The sequence below is a fragment of the Actinosynnema sp. NPDC050436 genome (genome assembly GCF_040655415.1).
GTDB lineage: Bacteria > Actinomycetota > Actinomycetes > Mycobacteriales > Pseudonocardiaceae > Actinosynnema.
This window is the reverse complement of record NZ_JBFAJV010000001.1, coordinates 586,075-608,962: the sequence shown is the minus strand read 5'-3', so window position 1 is coordinate 608,962 and position 22,888 is coordinate 586,075. Positions and strand designations below refer to the sequence as shown.

At 71.2% G+C, this 22,888-nt stretch carries 18 protein-coding genes, 3 pseudogenes and 1 riboswitch; of the genes and pseudogenes, 8 read left to right on the top strand and 13 right to left on the bottom strand.

The genetic code is table 11. From position 1 onward, the window contains the following. Positions 1-31: 31 nt before the first annotated feature. The 5 genes from AB0I60_RS02520 (at position 32) to AB0I60_RS02500 (ending at position 3,109) form a co-directional block, all read left to right on the top strand. Positions 32-631 (top strand): HSP18 transcriptional regulator, encoded by a 600-nt coding sequence (locus AB0I60_RS02520; protein ID WP_360725375.1) that lies wholly within the window; start codon positions 32-34, stop codon positions 629-631. Positions 632-679: 48 nt separating this feature from the next. Beyond that, positions 680-1,042: a hypothetical protein gene (locus AB0I60_RS02515; RefSeq protein ID WP_360725373.1), complete on the top strand. Its 363-nt coding sequence runs from the start codon at positions 680-682 to the stop codon at positions 1,040-1,042. An 8-nt stretch (positions 1,043-1,050) separates the two neighbouring features. After that, the gene (locus AB0I60_RS02510) at positions 1,051-1,665 is read left to right on the top strand and encodes an AAA family ATPase (protein ID WP_360725371.1); all 615 of its coding nucleotides are present in this window, start codon (positions 1,051-1,053) and stop codon (positions 1,663-1,665) included. 13 nt (positions 1,666-1,678) lie between these two features. Then, positions 1,679-2,233: a barstar family protein gene (locus AB0I60_RS02505; RefSeq protein WP_360725369.1), complete on the top strand. Its 555-nt coding sequence runs from the start codon at positions 1,679-1,681 to the stop codon at positions 2,231-2,233. A gap of 126 nt (positions 2,234-2,359) precedes the next feature. Next, complete coding sequence (locus tag AB0I60_RS02500; RefSeq protein ID WP_360725367.1) at positions 2,360-3,109, top strand: aminoglycoside adenylyltransferase family protein; 750 nt, start codon at positions 2,360-2,362, stop codon at positions 3,107-3,109. Positions 3,110-3,124: 15 nt separating this feature from the next. On the opposite strand, the gene nrdR is transcribed toward AB0I60_RS02500, so the two are convergent. The 7 genes from nrdR to AB0I60_RS02465 all read right to left on the bottom strand — a co-directional run bounded on the left by nrdR (position 3,125) and on the right by AB0I60_RS02465 (position 11,891). After that, positions 3,125-3,610, bottom strand: coding sequence for a transcriptional regulator NrdR (gene nrdR, locus AB0I60_RS02495; protein WP_360725365.1), 486 nt, complete (start codon positions 3,608-3,610; stop codon positions 3,125-3,127). 116 nt (positions 3,611-3,726) lie between these two features. Then, positions 3,727-4,797 carry a ribonucleotide-diphosphate reductase subunit beta gene (locus AB0I60_RS02490; protein ID WP_360725363.1) on the bottom strand — a complete coding sequence of 357 codons (1,071 nt, stop codon included), beginning with the start codon at positions 4,795-4,797 and terminating at the stop codon, positions 3,727-3,729. Further along, the gene (locus AB0I60_RS02485; RefSeq protein WP_360725361.1) at positions 4,794-7,640 is read right to left on the bottom strand and encodes a ribonucleoside-diphosphate reductase subunit alpha; all 2,847 of its coding nucleotides are present in this window, start codon (positions 7,638-7,640) and stop codon (positions 4,794-4,796) included. The genes AB0I60_RS02490 and AB0I60_RS02485 overlap by 4 nt, the downstream gene beginning before the upstream one ends. Before the next feature lie 116 nt (positions 7,641-7,756). Continuing rightward, a riboswitch (cobalamin riboswitch) is annotated at positions 7,757-7,973 on the bottom strand. A gap of 707 nt (positions 7,974-8,680) precedes the next feature. Then, complete coding sequence (locus AB0I60_RS02480; RefSeq protein WP_360725359.1) at positions 8,681-9,355, bottom strand: metal-dependent transcriptional regulator; 675 nt, start codon at positions 9,353-9,355, stop codon at positions 8,681-8,683. A gap of 27 nt (positions 9,356-9,382) precedes the next feature. Next, a complete protein-coding gene (locus AB0I60_RS02475; RefSeq protein ID WP_360725357.1) occupies positions 9,383-10,255 on the bottom strand; it encodes a metal ABC transporter permease in 873 nt (290 codons plus the stop codon). Then, positions 10,252-10,980, bottom strand: a complete 729-nt coding sequence (locus AB0I60_RS02470; protein WP_360725355.1) for a metal ABC transporter ATP-binding protein — start codon at positions 10,978-10,980, stop codon at positions 10,252-10,254. The genes AB0I60_RS02475 and AB0I60_RS02470 overlap by 4 nt, the downstream gene beginning before the upstream one ends. After that, complete coding sequence (locus AB0I60_RS02465; protein WP_360725353.1) at positions 10,977-11,891, bottom strand: metal ABC transporter substrate-binding protein; 915 nt, start codon at positions 11,889-11,891, stop codon at positions 10,977-10,979. The genes AB0I60_RS02470 and AB0I60_RS02465 overlap by 4 nt, the downstream gene beginning before the upstream one ends. Positions 11,892-12,131: 240 nt before the next feature. On the opposite strand from AB0I60_RS02465, the gene AB0I60_RS02460 reads away from it, so the two are divergent. Further along, a complete protein-coding gene (locus AB0I60_RS02460; RefSeq protein WP_360725351.1) occupies positions 12,132-12,980 on the top strand; it encodes an isocitrate lyase/PEP mutase family protein in 849 nt (282 codons plus the stop codon). On the opposite strand, the gene AB0I60_RS02455 is transcribed toward AB0I60_RS02460, so the two are convergent. Together AB0I60_RS02455 and AB0I60_RS02450 are read right to left on the bottom strand one after the other, a co-directional pair. After that, positions 12,932-14,059 (bottom strand): bifunctional 2-methylcitrate synthase/citrate synthase, encoded by a 1,128-nt coding sequence (locus AB0I60_RS02455; RefSeq protein ID WP_360725349.1) that lies wholly within the window; start codon positions 14,057-14,059, stop codon positions 12,932-12,934. The genes AB0I60_RS02460 and AB0I60_RS02455 overlap by 49 nt on opposite strands. A gap of 16 nt (positions 14,060-14,075) precedes the next feature. Then, positions 14,076-15,557 (bottom strand): MmgE/PrpD family protein, encoded by a 1,482-nt coding sequence (locus tag AB0I60_RS02450; RefSeq protein WP_360725347.1) that lies wholly within the window; start codon positions 15,555-15,557, stop codon positions 14,076-14,078. Between the two features lie 136 nt (positions 15,558-15,693). Between AB0I60_RS02450 and AB0I60_RS02445 the strand changes: the two genes are divergently transcribed. Beyond that, on the top strand, positions 15,694-17,097 hold the full coding sequence (locus AB0I60_RS02445; RefSeq protein WP_360725345.1) for a short-chain fatty acyl-CoA regulator family protein: 1,404 nt from the start codon (positions 15,694-15,696) through the stop codon (positions 17,095-17,097). Here the strand turns inward: AB0I60_RS02445 and AB0I60_RS02440 are convergent. Further along, positions 17,079-18,392: pseudogene (locus tag AB0I60_RS02440) on the bottom strand (malate synthase A). The gene AB0I60_RS02445 and the pseudogene AB0I60_RS02440 sit on opposite strands and share 19 nt — an antisense overlap. A 72-nt stretch (positions 18,393-18,464) precedes the next feature. Between AB0I60_RS02440 and AB0I60_RS02435 the strand changes: the two are divergent. Then, positions 18,465-19,237: pseudogene (locus tag AB0I60_RS02435) on the top strand (short-chain fatty acyl-CoA regulator family protein); the annotation flags it as partial. Positions 19,238-19,303: 66 nt separating this feature from the next. Here the strand turns inward: AB0I60_RS02435 and AB0I60_RS02430 are convergent. The 3 genes and pseudogenes from AB0I60_RS02430 to metE all read right to left on the bottom strand — a co-directional run bounded on the left by AB0I60_RS02430 (position 19,304) and on the right by metE (position 22,874). Then, positions 19,304-19,612: a hypothetical protein gene (locus AB0I60_RS02430; RefSeq protein WP_360725343.1), complete on the bottom strand. Its 309-nt coding sequence runs from the start codon at positions 19,610-19,612 to the stop codon at positions 19,304-19,306. Beyond that, positions 19,612-20,481, bottom strand: a pseudogene (locus tag AB0I60_RS02425) (methylenetetrahydrofolate reductase); the annotation flags it as partial. The pseudogene AB0I60_RS02425 and the gene AB0I60_RS02430, both read right to left, overlap by 1 nt. Before the next feature lie 77 nt (positions 20,482-20,558). Then, positions 20,559-22,874: a 5-methyltetrahydropteroyltriglutamate--homocysteine S-methyltransferase gene (gene metE, locus AB0I60_RS02420; protein ID WP_360725341.1), complete on the bottom strand. Its 2,316-nt coding sequence runs from the start codon at positions 22,872-22,874 to the stop codon at positions 20,559-20,561. Between the last annotated feature and the right edge of the window lie 14 nt (positions 22,875-22,888).

Below are 22,888 nucleotides of genomic sequence, written 5' to 3'. Positions count from 1 at the left end.
ATGACAAGTGGTTGGTCGTCGAGGGGATGACATGGATGATCCGGTGAGCGGGATGCGCGCGGTCGCCGCTGCGGTGGCCGATGCCCGACGGGGAACGCCGACCGAGGTGCTGGCGGCCCTGGAGACCCTGCGGCTGCTGCGCGACACCCTCGCCGCCTGGGAGCCCGAGCTGATCTCCGCAGCACGGTTGGACGGCACCAGTTGGGCGGCACTCGCCCCGGCGCTCGGCGTGGCCAGCAGGCAGGCCGCCGAACGCCGGTACCTGCGCCTCCAACCCACCGGCACCGGCGAGACCACCGGCGAGGCCCGCGTGGACGCCCAGCGCGACCGGCGGGCGGGCGACCGCGCGGTCGCCGAGTGGGCCCGTCACAACGCCGGCGTCCTGCGCCGGCTGGCCGGCCGCGTCAGCGACTTGGACGACCTGGGCACCACCGCGCGCGCCCACGCCGACGAGGTCGACAAGGCCCTGGCCGACAGCGACCCCGCCACCCTGCTGCCCCCGCTGGCCGCCGCCCGGCCCCACCTCGCCTGCGACCACGGTGACCTGGCCGACCAGATCGGTGCCATCACCGACCACACCGACCACCTGCGCCGCCAGGCTGGTGCCAACCGGAGACGTCGCACCCCCTGACCGCCTTTCACGATCACTTGGCCTGACGGCGACCTCTACAGTTCGACGGTGCAGATCTGGACGGAGCGCCCTGCCGTGGGTGACGTCGAAGAGGTGGTCCGTCGTTACTTCGCCCTCTTCCGCGCCGGGAACGTGGCCGAGGCCGGGCGGCTTGTCGAGCACGCCTCGGTCCCGCACGTGCTCAAGGCGCTGTGGGCCGGCTCCGTGGGAGCGGGCGTCGACGGCGAGGTCGGCGACGACCTTTCGTGGCTCCGGGAACTCGACCTCGGGGCTTTCGCCTGGGGTCCCACCGGCAGCCACTGCTACGTCGAACTCACCTGGGGTGGGAGGGTGATCGAAGTGTCACTGGGTTTCTGGGTCAAACCGGTCGACGGCGGCTGGGTCGTGGCCGGACCGTCCACCCTCTGGTAGTGGGAGTGATGGGCAGATCGGGTAGCCGTGCCGGCCGGGTGATCCTCCTCAACGGGACGTCGAGTGCGGGCAAGACGACCTTGGCGCGGGCGATCCAGGACGAGAGCGACACCCCGGTCGTCTATTGGGGCATCGACACGCTGTTCAGCCTGGTGCCGCCGAACTGGGGTGGCGGACGCGACGGTCCGCTCAGCCGTGAGGGCTTCTGGTACGACCGGACCGGCCGCGACGCGGACGGGCACCCGTCGGTGGTCGTCCGTTACGGCGAGGTGGGTCGTCGGATGCTGAAGGCCGCCCAGACCGCAGCATCGGCGTTCGCCCACGGCGGCGACGACCTGGTCGTCGACGAGATGCTGCTGACGCCGGATCTGCTGTCGACGTGGATGGAGGCGTTGGCGGGCTTGGAGGTGCTGCTGGTGTCCGTCACGTGCCCGCTTGCGGTGGCAGAAGAGCGTGAACGCGGCCGACGCAACCCGAACGGGCTCGCACGAGGCCACTACAGCATGGTTCACGACCACGGGACGGCCTACGACATGACCGTCGACAGCACCACGGGCACGCCTGCCGAGCTGGCCGCTGCCGTGCTGCGCAGACAATCCGGTAGAACTCCGTTGGCCTGGTGAAACTCTACGAACGGTGGATGAGTTGGCTTCGTTCGACCTGACAAGCCAGTCCGCGCCATGGGTGATCTTTGGGCGCGGGGTGGATCGGGCTGTCCGGGCGCAGTTGGAGGAGGTGGAGGCTGCGGGCGGGCGAGTTGTCGAACTGCGGTTCGATGATCCTCCGGACTGTGGAACGGTCTTCCGGGAACTCTTCCGGAAACTCGAGTTCCCAGGTTACTTCGGCTGGAACTGGGACGCTGTGGTGGATTGTCTCGATGATCTTCCTGTCGACATCACGGGCGGGTTCGGGGTGGCCGGCCTCATCCTCGGTGCCGACGCCCTGGTGGACTGGGATCGTTTGCCCACCCTTGTCTCCGTGCTCTCCTTGGGGGCGGGTCGGGCCAATTCGAGTGTTGATCTGGATGGCGAAGCTCAGGAACGCCCGGCGATCGCACTGCACTTCTACTTCGTCCTGGACGAGAAGTCCCCTCATCAGGTGGCTGAGAATGTGGAGCATCCGGACCTGGTGGTCGAATCACGAGGAGACTTCGTCACCGTCCGGTTGAACCCGGAGGTTTGGCCCTACTGAAGACGCTCGCTGAGCGGCCGGTTCAGTTCCGGCCAGGACCCGGCCTGCGGTTCCTGGTGCCTACGTCTCCACCTGAGGCCCTTAATCGGGATGCGCGTGGTCGGCGTGCTCCCGGATGCTGGCGCGATGGATCCAGCGACGATCGTGCGGGCGGTCGACGGAGCGGTCGGCGCGAAGCTCCTCGGCGTCTACCTCCACGGCTCCGCCGTGCTCGGCGGCCTCAAGCCGGCCAGCGACGTGGACGTCCTCGTCGTCACCCGGCACAGCCTCGACGACCACGAGCGCCGGGCGCTCGTGGACGGGCTTCTAGGAATCTCCGGGCCGGGGACGCGGCCGGTGGAACTGACCGTCGTGGTGCACTCGGAGGTCCGGCCCTGGCGGTACCCGGCGGCTGCGGACTTCCAGTACGGCGAGTGGATGCGCGACGAGTTCGAGTCCGGCCACCTCCCGCGACCGGCGTCGATGCCGGACCTGGCGATTGCGCTCTCCTCGGTGCTGGCTGCCGACCACGCCCTCCACGGCCCTCCCGCCGCCGTGCTGCTCGATCCGGTTCCGGCTGCCGATGTCGTCCGGGGCAGCGTGGCGGGCATCCCCGACCTGCTTGAGGAGTTGGCCGGCGACACCCGCAACGTGGTGCTGACCCTCGCCCGCGTGTGGACCACCCTCGCCACCGGGGAGATCAGGTCCAAGGACGCCGCCGCCGAGTGGGCGCTCCGGAGGTTGGCACCCGAGCACCGACCGGTCCTCGCGCGCGCCAGGCAGCTCTACCTCACCCGCCGCTACGCCGAGGAGACCTGGACCGACGAGCTGAAGGCGCAGGTGCGCCCGCACGTCGATGCCGTGCTGACCCGCATCGAGGACTTGACCAGGGGCTGACCGACTCCAGGCGCTCTACGTGCCGGGCGGGGGCGCGTCCTTGCCGGCCGTGCGGGCTTTGACGGCTCGGAGTCGGGCGATGGCTTCTTCGAAGTCCTCGACCGACGAGAAGGAGCGGTAGACGCTGGCGAAGCGGAGGTAGGCCACCTCGTCCAGTTCGCTGAGCGGACCGAGGATGGCCAGCCCGACCTCGTGGCTGGGCACCTCCGCGACGCCGGTCGCGCGGATGGACTCCTCGACGCGTTGGGCCAGCAGGTGGAAGGCGTCCTCGTGCACCGGGCGGCCCTGGCACGCGCGGCGCACGCCGTTGAGCACCTTGTCGCGGCTGAAGGGCTCGGTCGCGCCGGAGCGCTTGACCACCGCGAGCACGGCCTCTTCGACGGTGGTGTACCGGCGGGAGCAGTTCGGGCACGACCGGCGTCGGCGGGTGACCTGGCCGTCGTCGGCCTCGCGGGAGTCGACCACGCGGGAGTCCGGGTGGCGGCAGAACGGGCAGCGCACTGCTGGGCACCTTTCCACGGCGTGGCGCGGTGGTCGACATCGTCGCCGGGGGGGGGGCCGGGGGCGCCGGGGGGGCCCCGCCCCCCACCCGGGTGGGGAGCGGGCCCGGCGCGGGGTCAGTCCCAGTCGAGGGACGAACCCGAGGCGTACTCGGTCACGCGGGTCTCGAAGAAGTTCTTCTCCTTCTTCAGGTCGATCGCCTCCGACATCCACGGGAACGGGTTGTCGGCGGGGCCGAAGACCGGGGCGAGGCCGAGCTGCGCGCAGCGGCGGTTGGTGATGAAGTGCATGTACTGCTCGCACTGGTCGGCGTTGAGCCCCAGCAGGCCGTTGGGCATGGTGTCGCGGCCGTAGGCGACCTCCAGCTCACACGCCTCGGCCAGCATCCGCCGCACTTCGGCCTGGAAGCCCTCGCCCCACAGGTGCGGGTTCTCGATCTTGATCTGGTTGATGGAGTCGATGCCGAAGTTCAGGTGGATCGACTCGTCGCGCAGGATGTACTGGTACTGCTCGGCGATGCCGACCATCTTGTTCCGGCGGCCGAACGAGAGGATCTGCGCGAAGCCGGTGTAGAACCACATCCCCTCGAACACGACGTAGAACGCCACGAGGTCGCGCAGGAACGCCTGGTCGGTCTCGGGCGTGCCGGTGCGGAACTCGGGGTCTTCGAGGTGCTGGGTGTAGTTCAGCGCCCACGCGGCCTTGTCGGTGATCGACGGGACCTCGCGGTACATGTTGAACAGCTCGCCCTCGTCCAGGCCGAGCGACTCGCAGATGTACTGGAAGGTGTGGGTGTGCACGGCCTCCTCGAACGCCTGGCGCAGCAGGTACTGGCGGCACTCGGGGTTGGTGAGGTGGCGGTACACCGCGAGCACGATGTTGTTGGCCACCAACGACTCCGAGGTGGCGAAGAACCCCAGGTTGCGCTTGATGGTGTGCCGCTCGTCCTCGGTGAGCCCGGTGGGGGAGCGCCACAGGGCGATGTCGGCCTGCATGGACACCTCGGTGGGCATCCAGTGGTTGGCGCACCCGGCCAGGTACTTCTCCCACGCCCAGTGGTACTTCAGCGGCAGGAGCTGGTTGACGTCGGCACGGGCGTTGATCATCGCCTTGTCGTCGACGTGCACGCGGCCACCGTCGCGGTCGATGGCCCCGAGGCCGGAGGTGTCGGGGAGGTTCGTGGTCACTGGCAGGCCTCGCAGTCGGGGTCGGTGATGGAGCAGACGAGTGCGTCGTCGGAGGTCACGGTGGGGATCGACGCCGGGGGCTTCGCGGCCGGCGGTGCGGCCGGGGTCGGCGCGGGTGCGGGTGGGGCGGCGACCGGCTGGACGGCGTTGAGCTTGCCGTCGGTGCCGCGCAGGGTGGACTTCTCCACGCTGGTGGCGGCGGTCGAGCGCAGGTAGTAGGTGGTCTTGAGGCCCTTGTGCCAGGCGAGCCGGTAGAGGTTGTCCAGCTTGCGGCCGTTGGGCGCGGCGATGTAGAGGTTGAGCGACTGCGCCTGGTCGATCCACTTCTGCCGGCGCGACGCGGCCTCGACCAGCCAGTCCGAGGAGATTTCGAACGCGGTGGCGTAGAGCGCCTTGAGGTCGTCGGGCACGCGGTCGATCGGCGCGAGCGAGCCGTCGAAGTACTTCAGGTCCGAGACCATGGCCTCGTCCCACAGGCCCAGCGCCTTCAGGTCGGCGACCAGGTGCCGGTTGAGGACGGTGAAGTCGCCGGACATGTTCGCCTTGACGAACAGGTTGCGGAACAGGGGTTCGATGGACTGGCCGACGCCGCAGATGTTGGAGATCGTCGCGGTGGGTGCGATGGCCATCGTGTTGGAGTTGCGGATGCCGCCGCGCACCTTGTCGCGCAGCGCGTCCCAGTCCAGGGTGGACGAGCGGTCCATGTCGACGTCCGCGCCGCGTGCTTCGGCGAGCAGTTCGATGGAGTCGAGGGGCAGGATGCCCCGGCTCCACAGCGAACCCTCGAACGACTCGTAGCTGCCGCGTTCGCGGGCGAGGTCGGCCGACGCCGACAGGGCGTGGTAGCTGATCGCCTCCATGCTGAGGTCGGCGAACTCCACCGCCTCGGCGGAGGCGTATGCGATGCGCTGGGTGAACAGCGCGTCGGAGAAGCCCATGAGGCCCAGGCCGATCGGCCGGTGGCGCAGGTTGGACCGGCGGGCCTCGGGGATGGTGTAGAAGTTGATGTCGATGACGTTGTCGAGCATCCGCACGGCGGTGCGCACGGTGCGTTCCAACCGGGCGTGGTCCAGGCCCCGCGCGGTGACGTGGTTGGCCAGGTTGACCGAGCCGAGGTTGCACACCGCGACCTCGTCGGCGCTGGTGTTCAGGGTGATCTCGGTGCACAGGTTGGACGAGTGCACGACGCCGGCGTGCTGCTGCGGCGAGCGCAGGTTGCACGGGTCCTTGAAGGTGATCCACGGGTGGCCGGTCTCGAACAGCACGGTCAGCATCCGCCGCCACAGGTCGACCGCCCGGACCCGCTTGAACACCCGGATCTCGCCCCGGTCCGCCGCCTGCTCGTAAGCGCGGTAGCGGGCGGCGAAGTCCAGGCCGTAGGAGTCGTGCAGGTCGGGCGTCTCGTCCGGGGAGAACAGGGTCCACTCGGCGTCCGCCTCGACCCGGCGCAGGAACTCGTCGGGCACCCAGTTGGCGGTGTTCATGTCGTGCGTGCGCCGCCGGTCGTCGCCGGTGTTCTTGCGAAGGTCCAGGAACTCCTCGACGTCGACGTGCCACGTCTCCAGGTACGCGCACGCCGCGCCCTTGCGCTTGCCGCCCTGGTTGACCGCGACCGCCGTGTCGTTGGCGATCTTCAGGAACGGCACGACGCCCTGCGACTGGCCGTTGGTGCCCTTGATGTGCGCGCCCATGCCGCGCACCGGGGTCCAGTCGTTGCCCAGCCCGCCGGAGAACTTGGCCAGCAGCGCATTGTTCTGGTAGCCCTGGAAGATGCTCGCCAGGTCGTCGTCAACCGTGGTCAAGAAGCACGACGAGAGCTGCGCCCGGGTCGTGCCCGAGTTGAACAGGGTCGGCGTGGAGCACATGAAGTCGAACGACGACAGCAGCTCGTAGAACTCGATCGCGCGCGCTTCCCGGTCGTCCTCGCGCAGCGCCAACCCCATGGCCACGCGCATGAAGAACGCCTGCGGCAGCTCGTAGCGGACGCCGTGGTCGTGCAGGAAGTAGCGGTCGTAGAGGGTCTGCATCCCCAGGAAGTCGAACTTGGCGTCGCGGTCGGCGTGGATCGCCGCCGCCAGCCGGGGCACGTCGAAGGACGCCAGCTCGGGGTCCAGCCGGTCCAGCTCGATGCCCAGCCGCACGTACTCCGGGAAGTAGTCCACATAGGACATCTGCTCGCCGGTGGCCTCGACCGGGCGGCCCGCGACCCTGGTCAGCACCTCGCGGCGGAGCTGGTCGAGCAGCAGCCGGGCGGCCACGAACGAGTAGTTCGGCTCGGTCTCCACCAGCGTGCGGGCCGACATCACCAGCGCGACGGCCAGTTCGTCCACGGAGATGCCGTTGTAGAGGTTGCGGCGCACCTCGGCGAGCACCGGTTCGGCCGAGACGTCGTCCAACCCTTCGCACGCCTCGCCGACCACGGCCGCGATCCGGTCCCAGTCCACCGGGCGCAGCTGCCCGTCGGGCCCCTTGACCTGGAACTCGGGCATGACCGGGACGACGGCGCGAGCCTTCGCGTGCTCCTCGCGGTAGAGCACGTACGCGCGGGCGACCTTGTGGTGCCCGCCGCGCATCAGGACCAGTTCCACCTGGTCCTGGATCTGCTCGATGTGCAGGGCGGTGTCCGGGCGCGCGTGCTTGAGCAGCGCGGCCTGCACCTGGGCCGTCAACTCCGCCACGAGCGGGTGCAGGTGCGACGCCGCCGCCGCGACGTCACCCTCCACGGCCAGGAACGCCTTGGTCATCGCCACCTGGATCTTGCCGGCGTCGAACGCCGAGACGTCGCCGCCGCGGCGGATCACCCGCACCTGCGCGACATCGGTAGCCGTGGTTGTGGTCGACACAGCCCTCTCCTCGTGAACCTCGACGGCCCGGAGCACGCGGCAACCACACAGAAGGCGCACGTCGGCGCACCATCCGCGTCGGCCCGCCCACGAGGCCCCGGGACACGCGCGCACCGGCCGGTGCGCGCATCGCTGGCAGGTCTTCGGACTCGCGGACACCCGGCTGTCCAGCCGAACCTACTGGCCGTCGCTTCCCGGGAGCGGTGCTCCCAGTGCTGTGTGACGGCGGTCGTTTCCACTCACCGCTGCGGGGCAGTCCCGGATTCGCACCGGGTTCCCTCTTGCCTCCTCGGCCCTCGGGCGGGCGTCGGAACCATCGACGGGCGGAACACTACATGTTGTAGAGCGGAGTGCAACACGGCCCCACATGGGCGTGTCGCAACCTGACACAGTCGAGTGATGTGCATCTCCTGCCGGGCGGTCCCGGCCACTCGGAGCCCAAGCCCGGTCGAGCAGGTGCACCCGCAGGGGCGCGTCGCCGTCGGTGGTGCACGACCTCGCCACCGACCGCCCCCGGGCTCGTGGGGACCACAGACCGGCTCATTCGGGTGGGTGCACAGCTCCAGGCCCGGTCGACGCCCGCGACGAAGCTGCCGAGCAGCGCCCGCGCGAGCCCGCGACCCCGGTGTCCCGCCATGAGCTCCACGACCTCCAGGACTGGTGGGCGCAGCCGGTGGTGGGCGGCGGAGTTGACCACGCCGAACACGTTGGCGCAGCACGGGGTGGCCGGTGGTTCCGCGGGCTCGGGCCGGCGGTGGACAACACCCGCCACCGACTCGCCGGCACGCCGCGCACCCGGCGTCGCCAAGTGTTCGGCGAAGGCGGCCCTGAACCGCGCCAACCGCTCCTCGGGGTCGAACCAGGGCACTTCGGTGAAGCACTCCCGGTACGGCGAGCCGGAGAGTCCCGCCAACGCGGTCGCGGCCACCTCACCGGTCACGTGGCTCCCGGTCGTCACAGAGCACCCTGCCGACTCCGGACGGGAACTCCTCGCACCGCGGTTCGTTCCCGAGGCGAGCTGCGCTCGGCGAGGGCGGTTGTCAGAGCGGGGAGACCCACACCGCGCCGGCCGCCGCGCGGCCCAGCTCCGCCCGGTGACCGGTCGAGACCACGAGCACCGCGACGTCCTCGGCGTAGGGCGCGGGCTCCAGCACCCGCAGCTCCGCGTCCAGGACCACCTCGTGGTCGGCGAAGTGCTTCAACAGATCGGGATCGCTGTCGGAGATGCGGGCGACCCGCACCGAAGAGCCCGCCGGCACGTCGGGCAGCGGCACGGCACGCGGGCGGTGGACCAGGCCGTCCACGGTCGGGATCGGGTCGCCGTGGGGGTCGCGGGTCGGGTTGCCCAGGACTGCGGCCATGCGCTCGACCAGCCGATCGGACACGGCGTGTTCGAGCACCTCGGCCTCGTCGTGCACCTCGTCCCAGCGGTAGCCCAGGGTCTCGACCAGGAACGTCTCGATCAGCCGGTGCCGCCGCACCATGGCGACCGCGTGCTCCCGGCCGGTCTCGGTGAGTCCGACGGTGCCGTAGCGGGCGTGCAGCATCAACCCCTGTTCGGTGAACTTGCGGACGGCGTCGGACACCGTCGACGGTTTGAGTCCCATCCGCTGCGCCAGCACCGAGGTGGTGACCGGCGCGTCGGACCACTCCTGCAACGCCCAGACCACCTTCAGGTAGTTCTGGGCGCTCTCCGGCAGTTCCGCCACCGACATGTCCTCAGGGTATCCCGCCGGGCACGGTCACCCCGTCGACGGGCCGACCCGCCCTCGGGCGGCGGCCACCCGCCTGCCGACGACACCGTGCCGGGGCGAGAAGAGGTACACCAGCAGGAACACCGAGCCCTGCACCAGCACCACCATCCCGCCGGACGCGGTGTCGAGGTGGTAGGACAAGTACAGGCCGACCACGGCCGCGCCCACCGACAACGCCGGCGCGATCACCAGCATCCGCCCGAACCGGTCGGTGAGCAGGTACGCGGTCGACCCGGGGATGATCAGCATGGCCACGACCAGCACGACGCCGACGACCTGCAACGCCACGACGCAGGTCAGCGCCAGGAGCCCGAGCAGCGCCGCGCCGATCAGCCTCGGGTCGAGCCCGATCGCGTGCGCGTGCACCGGGTCGAACGCGTAGAGCGTGAAATCGCGCCGCTTCACCACCAGCACCGCCAACGCCACTGCGCCCAGGACCACGATCTGGACCAGGTCGCCGCGGTCGACCCCGAGCAGGTTGCCGAACACGATGTGGTTGAGATCGGTCTGGCTCGGCGTCACCGAGACCAGCACCAGCCCCAGCGCGAACAGGGTGGTGAACACGATCCCGATGGCCGCGTCCTCCTTGACTCGGCTGGTGTCGCGCACCAGGCCGATCAGCGCGACGGCGAGGAACCCGAACACCACCGCACCCACCGCGAACGGCGCACCCACCACGTACGCCAGCACCACGCCCGGCAGCACGGCGTGCGACACCGCGTCACCCATCAGCGACCAGCCGACCAGCACCAGCCAGCACGACAGCACCGCGCACACGGCGGCGGCGACCACCGTCGCGGTCAACGCGCGGACCATGAACCCGTAGCTCAACGGCTCCACCACCAGGTCGTACAGGTTCACCCCACGTGCTCCTCGTCGAGGCCGAACGCGCGCGCCAGGTTGTCGGGCCGCAGCACCTCGTCCGGCGGGCCGTGCACCAGCACGCGGCGCATCAGCAGCACCGCCTCGTCGGCGAGGGCGGGCAGCGCGCGCAGGTCGTGCGTGGACACCAGCACCGTAGCCCCGCCGGCCGCCGACTCCCGCAGCAGGCGGGTGATCGTGGCCTCGGACCGCTTGTCCACACCCGCGAACGGCTCATCCAGCAGCAGCACCCGCGCCTCCTGCGCGATGCCGCGCGCGACGAACGCCCGTTTGCGCTGCCCGCCCGACAGCGCCCCGATCTGCCGGCCGGCGAGGTCGGACAGCCCCACCCGGTCCAGCGCGCGGTCCACCGCCTCGTGGTCGGCCCGGCGCGGCCGGCGGGTGAACCCGAGCCGCCCGTAGCGCCCTGTCATCACCACGTCCCGCACCGACACCGGGAACGCCCAGTCCACGGCCTCACTCTGCGGGACGTAGGCCACCGCCCCGGACCTGCGGGCGCGGGACGGCGGGACGCCGTGCACCCGCACCTCGCCCCGGGCCGGCCGCACCGCCCCGGTGATCGCCTTGAACAGGGTGGACTTGCCGGACCCGTTGACGCCCACCAGCCCGCACACCCGGCCGGGCGCGAGGGTCAGCGTGATGCCGTCGAGCGCGAGCACTTCCCCGTAGCAGACCACCACGTCCCGCACCTCGATCGCGGTCACCGGGCGTCGCCGGTCAGCGCGGTGGCGATGGTGCGGGCGTCGTGCCGGATGAGGTCCAGGTAGGTGTGCACCGGGCCGCCCGGACCGGACAGCGAGTCGACGTAGAGCACGCCGCCGAACGCCGCGCCGGTCGAGGACACGACCTGCCGCATCGGCGCGTCGGACACGGTCGACTCGCAGAACACCGCGGGCACCCCGTTGTCCCGGACGAAGTCGATCGCGCGGGTGATCTGCTGCGGGGTGGCCTGCTGCTCGGCGTTGACCGCCCACAGGTAACGCTCGGCCAGCCCGGCGTCGCGGGCCAGGTAGGAGAACGCGCCCTCGCACGTCACCAGAGCCCGTCTGCCCTCCGGTACCTCGCGCAGTGCCGTCACCAGGTCGTCGTGCACGCGTTGCAGCTCGGCGGAATAGCGCTCTCCGTTGGCGCGGAAGTCCGCGGCGTGGCCGGGGTCCAGGTCGCTGAACGCGCGGACCAGGTTGTCCACGTAGACCTGGACGTTGAGCGGGGACATCCACGCGTGCGGGTTGGGCTTGCCGGCGTAGGTGCTCTCGGCGATCGGAACCGGGGTGACACCCTCGCTCACGACCACGTGGGGCACGTCCGCCTCGGCGACGAACTGCGCGAACCACGCCTCCAGGTTGAGCCCGTTGTCGACGACCAGTTCCGCTCTGGCGGCTTTCTTGATGTCCTCCGGTGTGGGCTCGTAGCCGTGGATCTCCGCACCCACCTTGGTGATCGACTCCACCGCGAGGTGCTCACCCGCGACGTTCGCGGCGATGTCCGCGAGCACCGTGAACGTCGTCAGCACCACTGGCTTGCCGTCGGACCGCGCACCGCCGGCACTCCCGCACGCGGTCGCGACCAGGGCGGAGGAGAGGAGCACGCCGAGGGCGCGAACAAACTTCGGCATGATCGAAGCATAGAGTTCGGTGTGCCGAACTTCGTTGGCGGGTCATCCGGAAGTCTGCTCGGTGATCACTCCGTCGGACGATCGCGTCAGGTGCGGAGCGTGGCGAAGAGGTCCGTTCAGGGGGTGGCGGACCTTGTGACGCTACCGGCTCGGCAGTGTCGCATCGCACTGACAAAAGCCGTCGACACGCTGTATACAGTGTGTATGCAAACTGTGCGGGCAACGACCCGGCTCCGGCGGATGATCGATGGCGAGGACGTGCACGTCGCACCGGGCGCGTTCGACGGGCTGACCACCCGACTGGTCGAGCGGGCCGGGTTCGACCTGGTCTACGCAAGTGGCGGGGCGATCGCGCGCAGCGCCGGGGTGCCCGACATCGGGCTGGTGAGCTTCGCGGAGGTGGTCGATCGGCTGACCTCGATGGCCGAGGTGACCTCGCTGCCGATCCTGGCCGACGCGGACACCGGGTTCGGCAACGAGGTCAACGCGGCCCGGACGGTTCGCGCCTACGAGCGGATCGGGATGGCCGGCCTGCACATCGAGGACCAGTCCTTCCCCAAGCGCTGCGGGCACCTGGACGACAAGTCCCTGGTCCCCGTCGAGGAGATGGTGCTCAAGCTGCGGTCCGTGCTCGCGGCGCGCACCGACCCGGACTTCGTGGTGGTCGCCCGCACCGACGCCATCGCGGTCGAGGGCCTCGACGCGGCGCTGGACCGTGCCCGGGCCTACTTGGACGCCGGCGCGGACGTGATCTTCGTGGAGGCCCCGGAGACCGTCGAGCAGGTCGAGGCGGTTGCCGAGGCGATCCCGGAGCCCAAGCTGATCAACATGTTCCACGGCGGCAAGACCCCGGTGGTGCCGCTGGAGCGCCTGCGGGAGCTGGGCTACCGGCTGGTGATCGTGCCGTCCGACCTCCAGCGCGCCGCCGTCGCGGCCGTGGAGCGCACGCTGCGTGCGATCCGGGAGGACGGCGACAGCTCGTCGCTGTCCGGCGAGCTGACGCCGTTCTCCCGGCGCGAGGAGATCGTGCGGACCCGCGACTACCTCTCCGGCGCGGTCTTCACCGAACGCTCGGCGGAACCGGTGTAGGTGCTGCTGGGCCGGATGAGGCTGTTGGCGGCCAGTTGCTCGACGATGTGCGCGGTCCACCCGGTGACCCGCGAGGCGACGAAGATCGGCGTGAAGATCGGGGTGTCGAAGCCGATCAGGTGGTAGGTCGGGCCCGCCGGGTAGTCCAGGTTCGGGTGCAGGCCCTTGGCGTCGTGCACCGCGTCCGCCAACGCTTCGTAGAGGTCGAGCAGCCGGCCGCCGTCGCGGACCCCGGCGACGTCGTGCAGCGCCGCCAGCATCGTCGGGACGCGGGAGTCGCCGTTCTTGTAGACGCGGTGGCCGAAACCCATGACCTTGCGTTTGGCCGCCAGCGCCTCGTCCAGCCACGCCCGCGCGCGGTCCGGGGTGCCGATCTCGGTGAAGACCGCCATGACGGCCTCGTTCGCGCCACCGTGCAGGGAGCCCTTCAGCGCGCCGATGCCCGCGGTGACCGCGCTGTAGAGGTCCGACAGCGTCGAGGTGACCACGCGGGAGGTGAAGGTGGAGGCGTTGAAGCTGTGCTCGGCGTAGAGCACCAGCGAGGTCTCGAAGGCGCGGACCACGACCGGTTCGGGCACCGAGCCGAAGGTCATGTGCAGGAAGTTCTCCGCGTAGCCGAGGTCGTCGCGGGGCGGCAGCGGCAGCAGGCCCCGGCGGCGGCGCTGGGTCAGCGCGACCACGGCGGGCAGGGCGGCGAACAGGCGCAGCGCTTTGGCGTGGTTCGCCGCGGGGGAGTTGTCGTCCTCGGTCGGGTCGTTCGCGCCCAGGATGCTCACGGCGGTGCGCAGGCTGTCCATCGGGTGCGCGGACGCCGGTAGGGCGAGCAGCGTGGCGACCAGGTGGTCGGGCAGCGCGCGGTGCGCGCGCTCGGCCGCGTTCTGGGCGTCGAGCTGCGCGGCGGTGGGCAGTTCTCCGTGCCACAGCAGGTGGGCGACCTCCTCGAACCGGCAGTGCGCCGCGAGGTCCTGCACGGGGTAGCCCCGGTAGGTCAACGAGTTGGTGGCGGGGTTGACCATCGACACGGAGGTGGTGTCGACCACGACCCCGGCGAGTCCTTTGTGGATGGTAGGCGCGGACATGGTGCTCCCGTCGTGCTCAGAGGATGCCGGTGGTGGCAGGCGGGGTCTCGACGAGTGCGGGCAGCGCGAGCGCGGCGACCTCGTCGGCGGTCAGTTCGGGCAGCCGGGTGACCAGGTCGAGGAACCTGTCCTGGTCGGCGGGCGCGACGATGCCGTCGGTGAGCGCGCGGAACTTGGCGACGTACTGCGCGCGCGCGAAGGGTCGCGCCCCGGCGGGGTGGGCGTCGGCGACCGCGATCTCGTCGGTCAGCACGGTGCCGTCGACCAGTTCCACCTCGACCCGTCCGCCGAACGCGGGCTCGGGGGCGTGGTAGCGGCGGGTCCACTCCGGGTCCTCGATCGTGGTGATCTTGCGCCACAGCTCGACGGTGTCCGGGCGCGCGGCCCGTTCGGGCGCGTAGGAGTGGACGTGGTGCCACACCCCGTCCTGCAACGCGACGGCGAAGATGTAGGGGATCGAGTGGTCGAGCGTCTCCCGGCTCGCGGTCGGGTCGTACTTCTGCGGGTCGTTTGCGCCCGAGCCGATCACGTGGTGGGTGTGGTGGCTGGTGTGGATGACGATCCGGGCCACCTCGTCGAACTCGCCGATGCGCGGTCCGAGCCGGCGGGCGAGGTCGATCAGCGCCTGGCTCTGGTACTCGGCGGAGTGCTCCTTGGTGTAGGTGCGCAGGATCGCCCGCTTGGCCTCGCCCGGCGCGGGCAGCGGCACGGTGTAGCGGGCATCCGGGCCGCCCAGCAGCCAGGCGATCACGCCGTCCTCGCCCTCGTAGACCGGGCTGGGCGAGTCCTGGCCGCGCATCGCCCGGTCCACCGCCTCGACCGCGACCTTGCCCGCGAACGCCGGGGCGTACGCCTTCCACGAGGAGATCTCGCCCTTGCGGGACTGGCGGGTGGCGGTCGTGGTGTGCAGGGCCTGCCCGATCGCCTGGTAGACGGTCTCGGTGTCCAGGCCCAGCAGTGCGCCGATCCCCCCGGCTGCCGACGGGCCGAGGTGGGCCACGTGGTCGATCTTGTGCTCGTGCAGGCAGATCCCGCGCACCAGGTCGACCTGGAGTTCGTAACCCGCGGTGATGCCCCGCACGAGGTCCGCGCCGGTGCGCCCGGTGTGCTGGGCCACCGCGAGCACGGGCGGGATGTTGTCGCCGGGGTGCGAGTAGTCGGCGGCCAGGAACGTGTCGTGGTAGTCCAGTTCCCGGACCGCGACCCCGTTGGCCCACGCCGCCCACTCCGGAGAGAACCGGCCGGCGGCGCCGAACACGGTCGCGCCCGGAGCGGCGGGCCGTCGCAGCGCCTGGTCGCGCGCCGCCAGCACCGGCGCGCGGGTGAGGGAGGCGGCGGCCACCGCCGCGTTGTCGATCACCCGGTTGACCACCATCTCGACCACGTCCGGCTCCACCGGCACGGGGTCGGTGGCGACCGCCGCGAGCTTCCACGCCAGCTGCTCGTGGCGGGGCGGGTTCTCGGCGGAGCGGTGGGCGCGGACACTGTGGTCGATCACGTCGACTCCTCGACCTTGTGAAGGTTGCGATGCCGGCTCAAGGCTGCCTTGTGGAGGAGCTGTCCCGTAACCGTTCGGACATGTCAAGAGTTGTGCAGAAACGAGAGGCGGTTGTGAAGTTTGTTAATGTGCCAGTGTGGAGAAGACCTACGCCGGCGGCCGGCTGAGGCAACTGCGTGAAGCCCGGTCGATGAGCCAGGTCCAACTGGCAGGCGCGCTCGGGGTCTCGCCGAGCTACGTCAGCCAGATGGAGCACAACACCCGGCCGCTGACCCTGCCGGTCCTGCTGCGCCTGACCGAGGTGTTCGGCGTGGACGTCGAGTTCTTCGCCGCTCGCGACACCGCCCGGCTGATCGCCGACGTGCGCGAGGTGTTCGCCGACGACACCATCGCCGGCGCGCTGTCGGCCGCGGAGCTGGACGAGCTGACCGCCCACCTGCCGGTCGTCGCGCACGCCCTGGTCGGTCTGCACCGCCGCTACCGGGAGGCCACCGAGAACATCGCCGCGCTGGTCGCCGAACAGGGGCTGGACCGCACAGCCGCCCAACAGCCCCACGAGGAGGTGCGCGACTACTTCTACCAGCGCCGCAACTACGTCGCCGAGTTGGACGAGCCCGCCGAGCGGCTGGCCGCGCAGCTGCGCCTGCGCCCGGGGGAGACCCGGACCGGCTTGGTGTCGGCGCTGTCGGAGCGGCACGACGTGCGCGTGGTGGCGGATGCGGGCCTCGGTGTAGACCAGCACCGCTACGAGGTCGGCGAACGGGTGCTGCGGCTCTCGCCCACCCTGCGCCCGGGCCAGGCCGCGTTCCGCCTGGCCTCGCACTTGGCCCTGTTGGAAGCCGGCGACGTGATCGACCGGCTGACGGGAGCGTGGCCCTACAGCGGGGACACCGCGCGCAGCCTGGCCCGGATCGGGCTGGCCAACTACTTCGCCGGGGCGCTCGTGCTGCCCTACCGGGTCTTCCTCGGAGCGGCCGAGCGCTTCCGCTACGACATCGCGCGGCTGTGCGACCACTTCGGCGTCGGTTTCGAGTCGGCGTGCCACCGGCTGTCCACGCTGCAGCGGCGCGGTGCGCGCGGCGTGCCGTTCTCGTTCGTGCGGGTCGATCGGGCCGGCAACATCTCGAAACGTCAGTCCGCCACCGGCTTCCACTTCTCCCGCTCCGGCGGATCGTGTCCACTGTGGATAATCTACGAGGCGTTCGGTTCTCCCGGCCGGGTGCTGACCCAGATCGCCGAGCTGCCCGACGGCACGAAGTACTTCTGGATCGCCCGCACTGTCACCCGCGCCGCCGGCGGACACGGAGACCCGGCCAAGTCGTTCGTGGTAGGGCTGGGCTGCGAGCTGCGCCACGCCCGCCGGCTGGTCTACTCCACGGGGTTGACCCTGGGCGCGGACGCCGCCGTCACGCCGATCGGCATGGGCTGCAAGGTGTGCGAGCGCACCGCCTGCCCGCAGCGGGCGTTCCCGGTGATCGGGAAGCCGCTGCGGGTCGACGAGAACTCCAGTTCGCTGCTGCCCTACCCGCCTGCGGGCTGACCCGCCAGGTGCCCGGCGCATGCCTCGGTGGTGAAGAACGTCGGCAGGTCCTCGCCGAGCGCGTTGTCCGCGAACAGCGCCCGCACCGCCGCCCGCCGCTCGGGCCGGACCTCCAGCAGTTCCTTGTCCGGCATGGCCGTCACGGTTTCCTCGGTGACCATGCCGCCCTCGGCCGGGGCGTGATGTGGCGCAGCCGCTGCCAGATCTGGCAGCGGGCGATCTCGGCGGTGGCCGCGTCCTCCACCAGCCCGCCCGGCGACGCCGCGCCCACACCGTCCAACCACGCCTCGAAGTAGCGGGCCGCCACCGACACGTTGCCGCGCAAACCGGCTTCGGTGACCCGGCCCGGCGTGCGGTCGGCCGCGAGCAGGTCCGCCGCCGTTGGCGTGCGCGCCGCGCTTGTGGCAGGTGCGCACCAGCAGAGCAGTTCGGTGTGGCGCGGATGAACGGCACGGTCATCATCACCCGCGCGGTCGGGCCGGATGAACTCCGGACGGCGGCCGAAATTCTTGATCACGCTGAAGTCGTGGTCCCAGCGGCCCGCGTTGAGCCCCGCGCTGTGCTCGCGCAGCTCGTGGAGGATCTCCTCCATCTCGAACGCCGCGGTGATGGTCTCGATCAGCACGGTGGCGCGGATCGTGCCGCGCGGAACGCCCAGCACCTCCTGGGCGAACACGAAGACGTCGTTCCACAGCCGGGACTCCAGGCGACCTTCCAGCTTGGGCAGGTAGCAGTACGGCCCGGTGCCGCCATCGATCTGCCTGCGGGCGCAGTGGAAGAAGTGCAGACCGAAGTCGAACAGGCTCGCCGAAAATCGGCCGGCCCTCCACCGCGAGGTGCTTTTCCACCGAGTGCCAGCCGCGTGGCCGCACCACGACCGTGGCGGTCTCGGCGGCCAACGCGTACCGCTTGCCGCCCTCGGCGGTGAAGCCGATCCGGTGCCGCGCCGCGTTGAGCAGGGTGAGTTGCCCGGTGACGACGCTGTGCCAGGTGGGCGAGGTGGCGTCCTCAAGGCCCGCCGTCCACACCTTCGCGCCGGAGTTGAGGGCGTTGACGGCCATCCTCCGATCAGGCGGCCCGGTGATCTCCACCCGCGGTCGGCCGGCTCGGGTGCCCGGGGGGCGACCCGCGAGGTGCCGTCCTCACGGACCGCGCGGGTTCGCGGGAGGAAGTCCGGTGTGCCGCCCTGCGCGAACCACTCACGGCGCTCCTACCGGGCGGTGAGCAGGTCGGCCCGCCGCCCGGCGAACCGGTCGTCCAGCCGGACCACGGATTCGATCGCCTCGGGCGGGGATCCCGCCGAACCTCTCGCCCCACGGGCCGGTGACCTCGGCCCTGCTGGGACCCGGCCAGCGCGGTCCGTCTCGCCCGGCACCCGGACGTTGTGCCTGTCCGTTCACCTGCGCCCCGGCCAGGCATTCCGCATGGTCACCCAACTAGCGCTGCTCGAATTCGCGGACGCCCTCGACGCGATCGTCGCCGACAGCGGCGAATCCGATCCGCAGGTCTGCGCGCTGATCCGCATCGGCCTAACCCGCTACGCGGTCGCCGCGCTCGTCCTGCCCTACGGCACGTTCCACCGGGCCGCCGAACGGCTGCGCTACGACGTCGAACTGCTCGCCGACCACTTCGCCCTGGGCTTCGAGACGATCTGCCACCGCCTGACCACCCTGCAACGCCCCGGCACCCCCGGCGTGCCGTTCTCCTTCCTTCGCGCCGACCGGGCCGGCAACGTCTCCAAGTGCCAGTCCGCCACCGGCTTCCACTTCTCCCGCTCCGGCGGCACCTGCCTGCTGTGGAACGTCTACGGCGCGTTCAGCTCGCACGGCCGCATCGTCACCCAGGTCGCCGCCGTGCCCGACGGCCGCCGCTACCTCTGGGTGGCCCGCACCGTGTCCCGGGGCCGGGAGGCTAAGCCAATCCCGGCAAGACCTTCACCGTCGGCCTGGGCTGCGAGATCAGGCACGTGAGCCGTCTGGTGTACTCCGCCGGCGTCGACCTCGACGACACCGCCGCGGCCACCCCGATCAGCCCCGGCTGCCGCACCTGCGACCGCCCCCTGTGCCCGCAACGCTCGGCCCCGCCCATCGGCGAGCCCCTACGCGTGGACGAACACCGCGGCACCTTCGTGCCGTACCCGATCGACGCGGCGGGGGCTGACGGCCGTGGCGTCCCCGTCGTGCCCGGACCGGGGAGTTCCACGAGATCAGTCCGTGTGGTTGCCGGTTCGCGGGCGACGTGCCAACTCTGCGACCAGCGCGTCCCGCGCGCATCCGGCCCCGGTCGGCAGGCAGGTGGAGCACAGCGCGGGCGGGCATCCGGGCAGCGCGGCCACGAGGCTGTCGAGCCGGTCCACGAACGAGATGAGCTGGTCGAGTTGGGTGCGCAGCGCCCGGACCCGGGCTGCTTGCGCCCCGGCCTGGCGGCGTTGACCCGCCAGGCTCTCGTAGGCGCTGCCGGTGAGGACGACCATCTCGGTCCCGTCGACCTGGACCCGGCGCGGTTTCGGCGGCATTACCAGGAAACCGCCAGCTCGGTGACGACCTCCGTGATGGCCTGGGTGTGGTTGAAGGTGATGAAGTGCAGCCCGGGTACGCCTTCGGCTAGCAGCCGCCGGGCAAGCAGGATCGTCTGGTCGATCCCGAGCGCGCGGACGGCCTCGGGGTCGTCGGCGACGGCGGCGAACCGCGCGGCCAGGTGCGCCGGGAACGGTGCTCCGGACAGCTGTTCCGACCGGGTGATAGTGCGCATGGTGGTGATCGGCATCAGCGCGGGGACGATCGGGGTGTCGCAGCCGGCCGCGACGACCCGGTCCCGCAGCCGCAGGTAGTCGTCGGCGTCGAAGAACATCTGGGTGATCGCGTAGTCCGCGCCCGCCCGGCACTTCGCGACGAAGTGCGCCGTGTCGTCCTCGATGCTCGCCGAGCGCGGGTGCCCGTGCGGGAAGGCGGCCACGCCCACGCAGAAGTCGCCGTGATCGCGCAGCAGCCCGACGAGTTCGCTCGCGTGCGCCAGACCTTCGGGGTGACGCACCCACCTGCCGGTGACGTCGCCCGGAGGGTCGCCCCGCAGGGCCAGCACGTTGACCACTTTGGCGTCGGCCAGGACCCCGATCAACGACCGCAGTTGCCGGACCGAGTGGTCCACGGCGGTCAGGTGGACCACCGGCAGCATCGTCGTCTCGCGGGCGATCCGCGCGGCGACCGCGATCGTGTGGTCCCGCGTCGACCCGCCGGCCCCGTAGGTGACCGACACGAAGCCCGGTCGCAGCGACTCCAGCCGGCGGACGGTCTGCCAGATCCGCTCCGCGTCGTCGGTCCCGCGCGGAGGCATGAATTCCAACGAGAGGACCGGGGTCCCGGCGGCGAGGCGTTCCCGGACCGTGCGGGGCCGAGCGGTCCGCGGCGCGAGGCCCGCGGCGGGCGGGGGGACCGCCCGCCGCGGGGAGAGTTGCCCGCTGGTCACGCCCGAGCCCGCACGCGGGCGGTGGCCTCGACCAGGTTGGCCAGCGTGGCTCGCACCTCCGGGTAGCCGCGCGTCTTGAGCCCGCAGTCCGGGTTGACCCACAGGCGGTCGGCGGGGAACGACCCGACCGCGATGCCCAGGTGATCGGCGATCTCCTCGACCGACGGCACGCGCGGCGAGTGGATGTCCCACACACCCGGGCCCACCTCGTTCGGGTACGCCGCGCGGACCAGTCCGTCGACGATGGCCATGTTCGACCGGGCCGCCTCCAGGCTCGTCACGTCGGCGTCCATGTCGATGATGGCCTGGAGCACGTCACCGAACTCCGCGTAGCACATGTGCGTGTGGATCTGGGTGTCGTCGCGCACGCCCGAGGTGGCCAGCCGGAACGAGTCGACCGCCCAGGACAGGTAGTCGGCGCGGTCCGCCGTGCGCAGGGGGAGGGTTTCGCGCAACGCGGGCTCGTCCACCTGGATGATCGCGATCCCGGCGCGTTCGAGGTCGGCGACCTCGTCGCGCAGGGCGAGCGCGACCTGGCGCGCGGTGTCGGCTTCGGGCTGGTCGTCGCGCACGAAAGACCAGGCGAGCATGGTGACCGGTCCGGTGAGCATTCCCTTGATCGGGCGTTCGGTCACGCTCTGCGCGTAGGTCGTCCACCCGACGGTCATCGGTGCGGGCCGGGCAACGTCGCCGACGATGATCGGCGGGCGGACGTAGCGCGTCCCGTAGGACTGGACCCAGCCGTGCTGGGTGGCGAGGAAGCCGGTGAGCTGCTCGCCGAAGTACTGGACCATGTCGTTGCGCTCCGGCTCGCCGTGCACCAGCACGTCCAGGCCGATCCGCTCCTGCTCGGCGATGACCGCGCGGATCTCGGCGCGCATCGCCTCCTGGTAGGCGTCCTGGTCGAGCGCGCCGGCACGCAGCGCGGCACGGGCCTTGCGCAGCTCGGGCGTCTGCGGGAAGGAGCCGATGGTCGTGGTCGGCAGTTCGGGCAGCCGGAGGCGGTCCTGCTGGGCCAGGCGGCGCTTGCCGTACGGGCCGGCGCGGTGCAGGTCGGCGTCGGTGATCGCGGCAACCCGGTCCCGCACGGCGGGCACCCGCACGATCGGCGACGCCGCTCGGGAGGCCAGCCTGCTCTGGTTGACGTGCAGGGCGTTGCCGATCGCGGCGCGGCCCTCGGTCAGACCACGCCGCAACGTGACGATCTCGTCCAGTTTCTGGCGGGCGAAGGAGAGCCAGCCGGCCGTCTCCGGGGCGAGGTCGGTGTCGAGCGTGACGTCCAGCGGCACGTGCAGCAGCGAGCAGGACGCCGCGACGTCCACCGAACCGGCCAGGCCGAGCAGCGTGCCCAAGGTGCCCAGGGCGGCGCTCAGGTCCGCCGCCCAGACGTTGCGCCCGTTGACGACACCCGCGACCAAACGCTTGTCCGGAATGCCGCCCACGGCGGCGAGGCCGTCCAGGTTGGCCGCGGCGGAGTTGGTGAAGTCCAGGGCCAGGCCGTCGACCGGCGCCGCGGCCAGGACCGGCAGCGCGTCGCCGAGCCGGTCGAAGTAGGAGGCGACCAGGAGCTTCGGACGGGTTTCCAGCGCGCCGAGGGCGGCGTAGACGTCGGCGACCTCGGCCAGCACCTCTGCCGGCTGGTCGGTGACCAGCGCGGGCTCGTCGAGCTGCACCCACTCCGCGCCCGCCTCGCGCAGGCGGCCCAGCAGCTCCGCGTAGAGCGGGACCACCTGGTCGAGCAGGTCCAGCGGCCGGAATCCGTCGGTGCCGGTGGGGTCCTTGGCCAGCAACAGGAAGGTGACGGGGCCGACGAGCACCGGCCGTGTGCGCACTCCCTGCTCCAGCGCCTCGGCGAACTCGGCCAGCGGCTTGCCGGCGTTCAGCGCGAACCGGGTGTCCGGGCCCAGTTCGGGCACCAGGTAGTGGTAGTTCGTGTCGAACCACTTCGTCATCTCCAGCGGCGGCGCGTCCGCCGTGCCGCGCGCCATGGCGAAGTAGCGGTCCAACTCGCCGGCGGCGGTCGTCACGTCCGGGACGGCCGCGAGGTGGCGGTCCGGGACGGCGCCGAGCAGCCACGCGGTGTCCAACACGTGGTCGTAGAACGAGAAGTAGTTGCTCGGGATCTCGTCCACGCCGGCGGCGCGCAGCTCCGCCAGGTTCCGCAGCCGCAGTTCACGGGCGGTGGCGAGCAGGGTGTCTGCGTCGACGCGGCCTTTCCAGTACGCCTCGATCGCCTTCTTCAGCTCCCGGTCGGCACCTTGGCGGGGATAACCGTGCACGGTCGCGCGGCTGGTCGGGCTGGGGGAAGTCACGGGGCTCTCCTTCG

Bases quoted from the DNA above. Each gene is read 5' to 3' on its own strand.
- AB0I60_RS02430 (WP_360725343.1), bottom strand. From the start codon at position 19,612: ATGCCGCCGAAACCGCGCCGGGTCCAGGTCGACGGGACCGAGATGGTC.
- AB0I60_RS02510 (WP_360725371.1), top strand. From the start codon at position 1,051: ATGGGCAGATCGGGTAGCCGTGCCGGCCGGGTGATCCTCCTCAACGGG.
- AB0I60_RS02480 (WP_360725359.1), bottom strand. From the start codon at position 9,355: ATGTCGGTGGCGGAACTGCCGGAGAGCGCCCAGAACTACCTGAAGGTG.
- AB0I60_RS02520 (WP_360725375.1), top strand. From the start codon at position 32: ATGGATGATCCGGTGAGCGGGATGCGCGCGGTCGCCGCTGCGGTGGCC.
- AB0I60_RS02465 (WP_360725353.1), bottom strand. From the start codon at position 11,891: ATGCCGAAGTTTGTTCGCGCCCTCGGCGTGCTCCTCTCCTCCGCCCTG.
- AB0I60_RS02500 (WP_360725367.1), top strand. From the start codon at position 2,360: ATGGATCCAGCGACGATCGTGCGGGCGGTCGACGGAGCGGTCGGCGCG.
- AB0I60_RS02460 (WP_360725351.1), top strand. From the start codon at position 12,132: ATGATCGATGGCGAGGACGTGCACGTCGCACCGGGCGCGTTCGACGGG.
- AB0I60_RS02455 (WP_360725349.1), bottom strand. From the start codon at position 14,059: ATGTCCGCGCCTACCATCCACAAAGGACTCGCCGGGGTCGTGGTCGAC.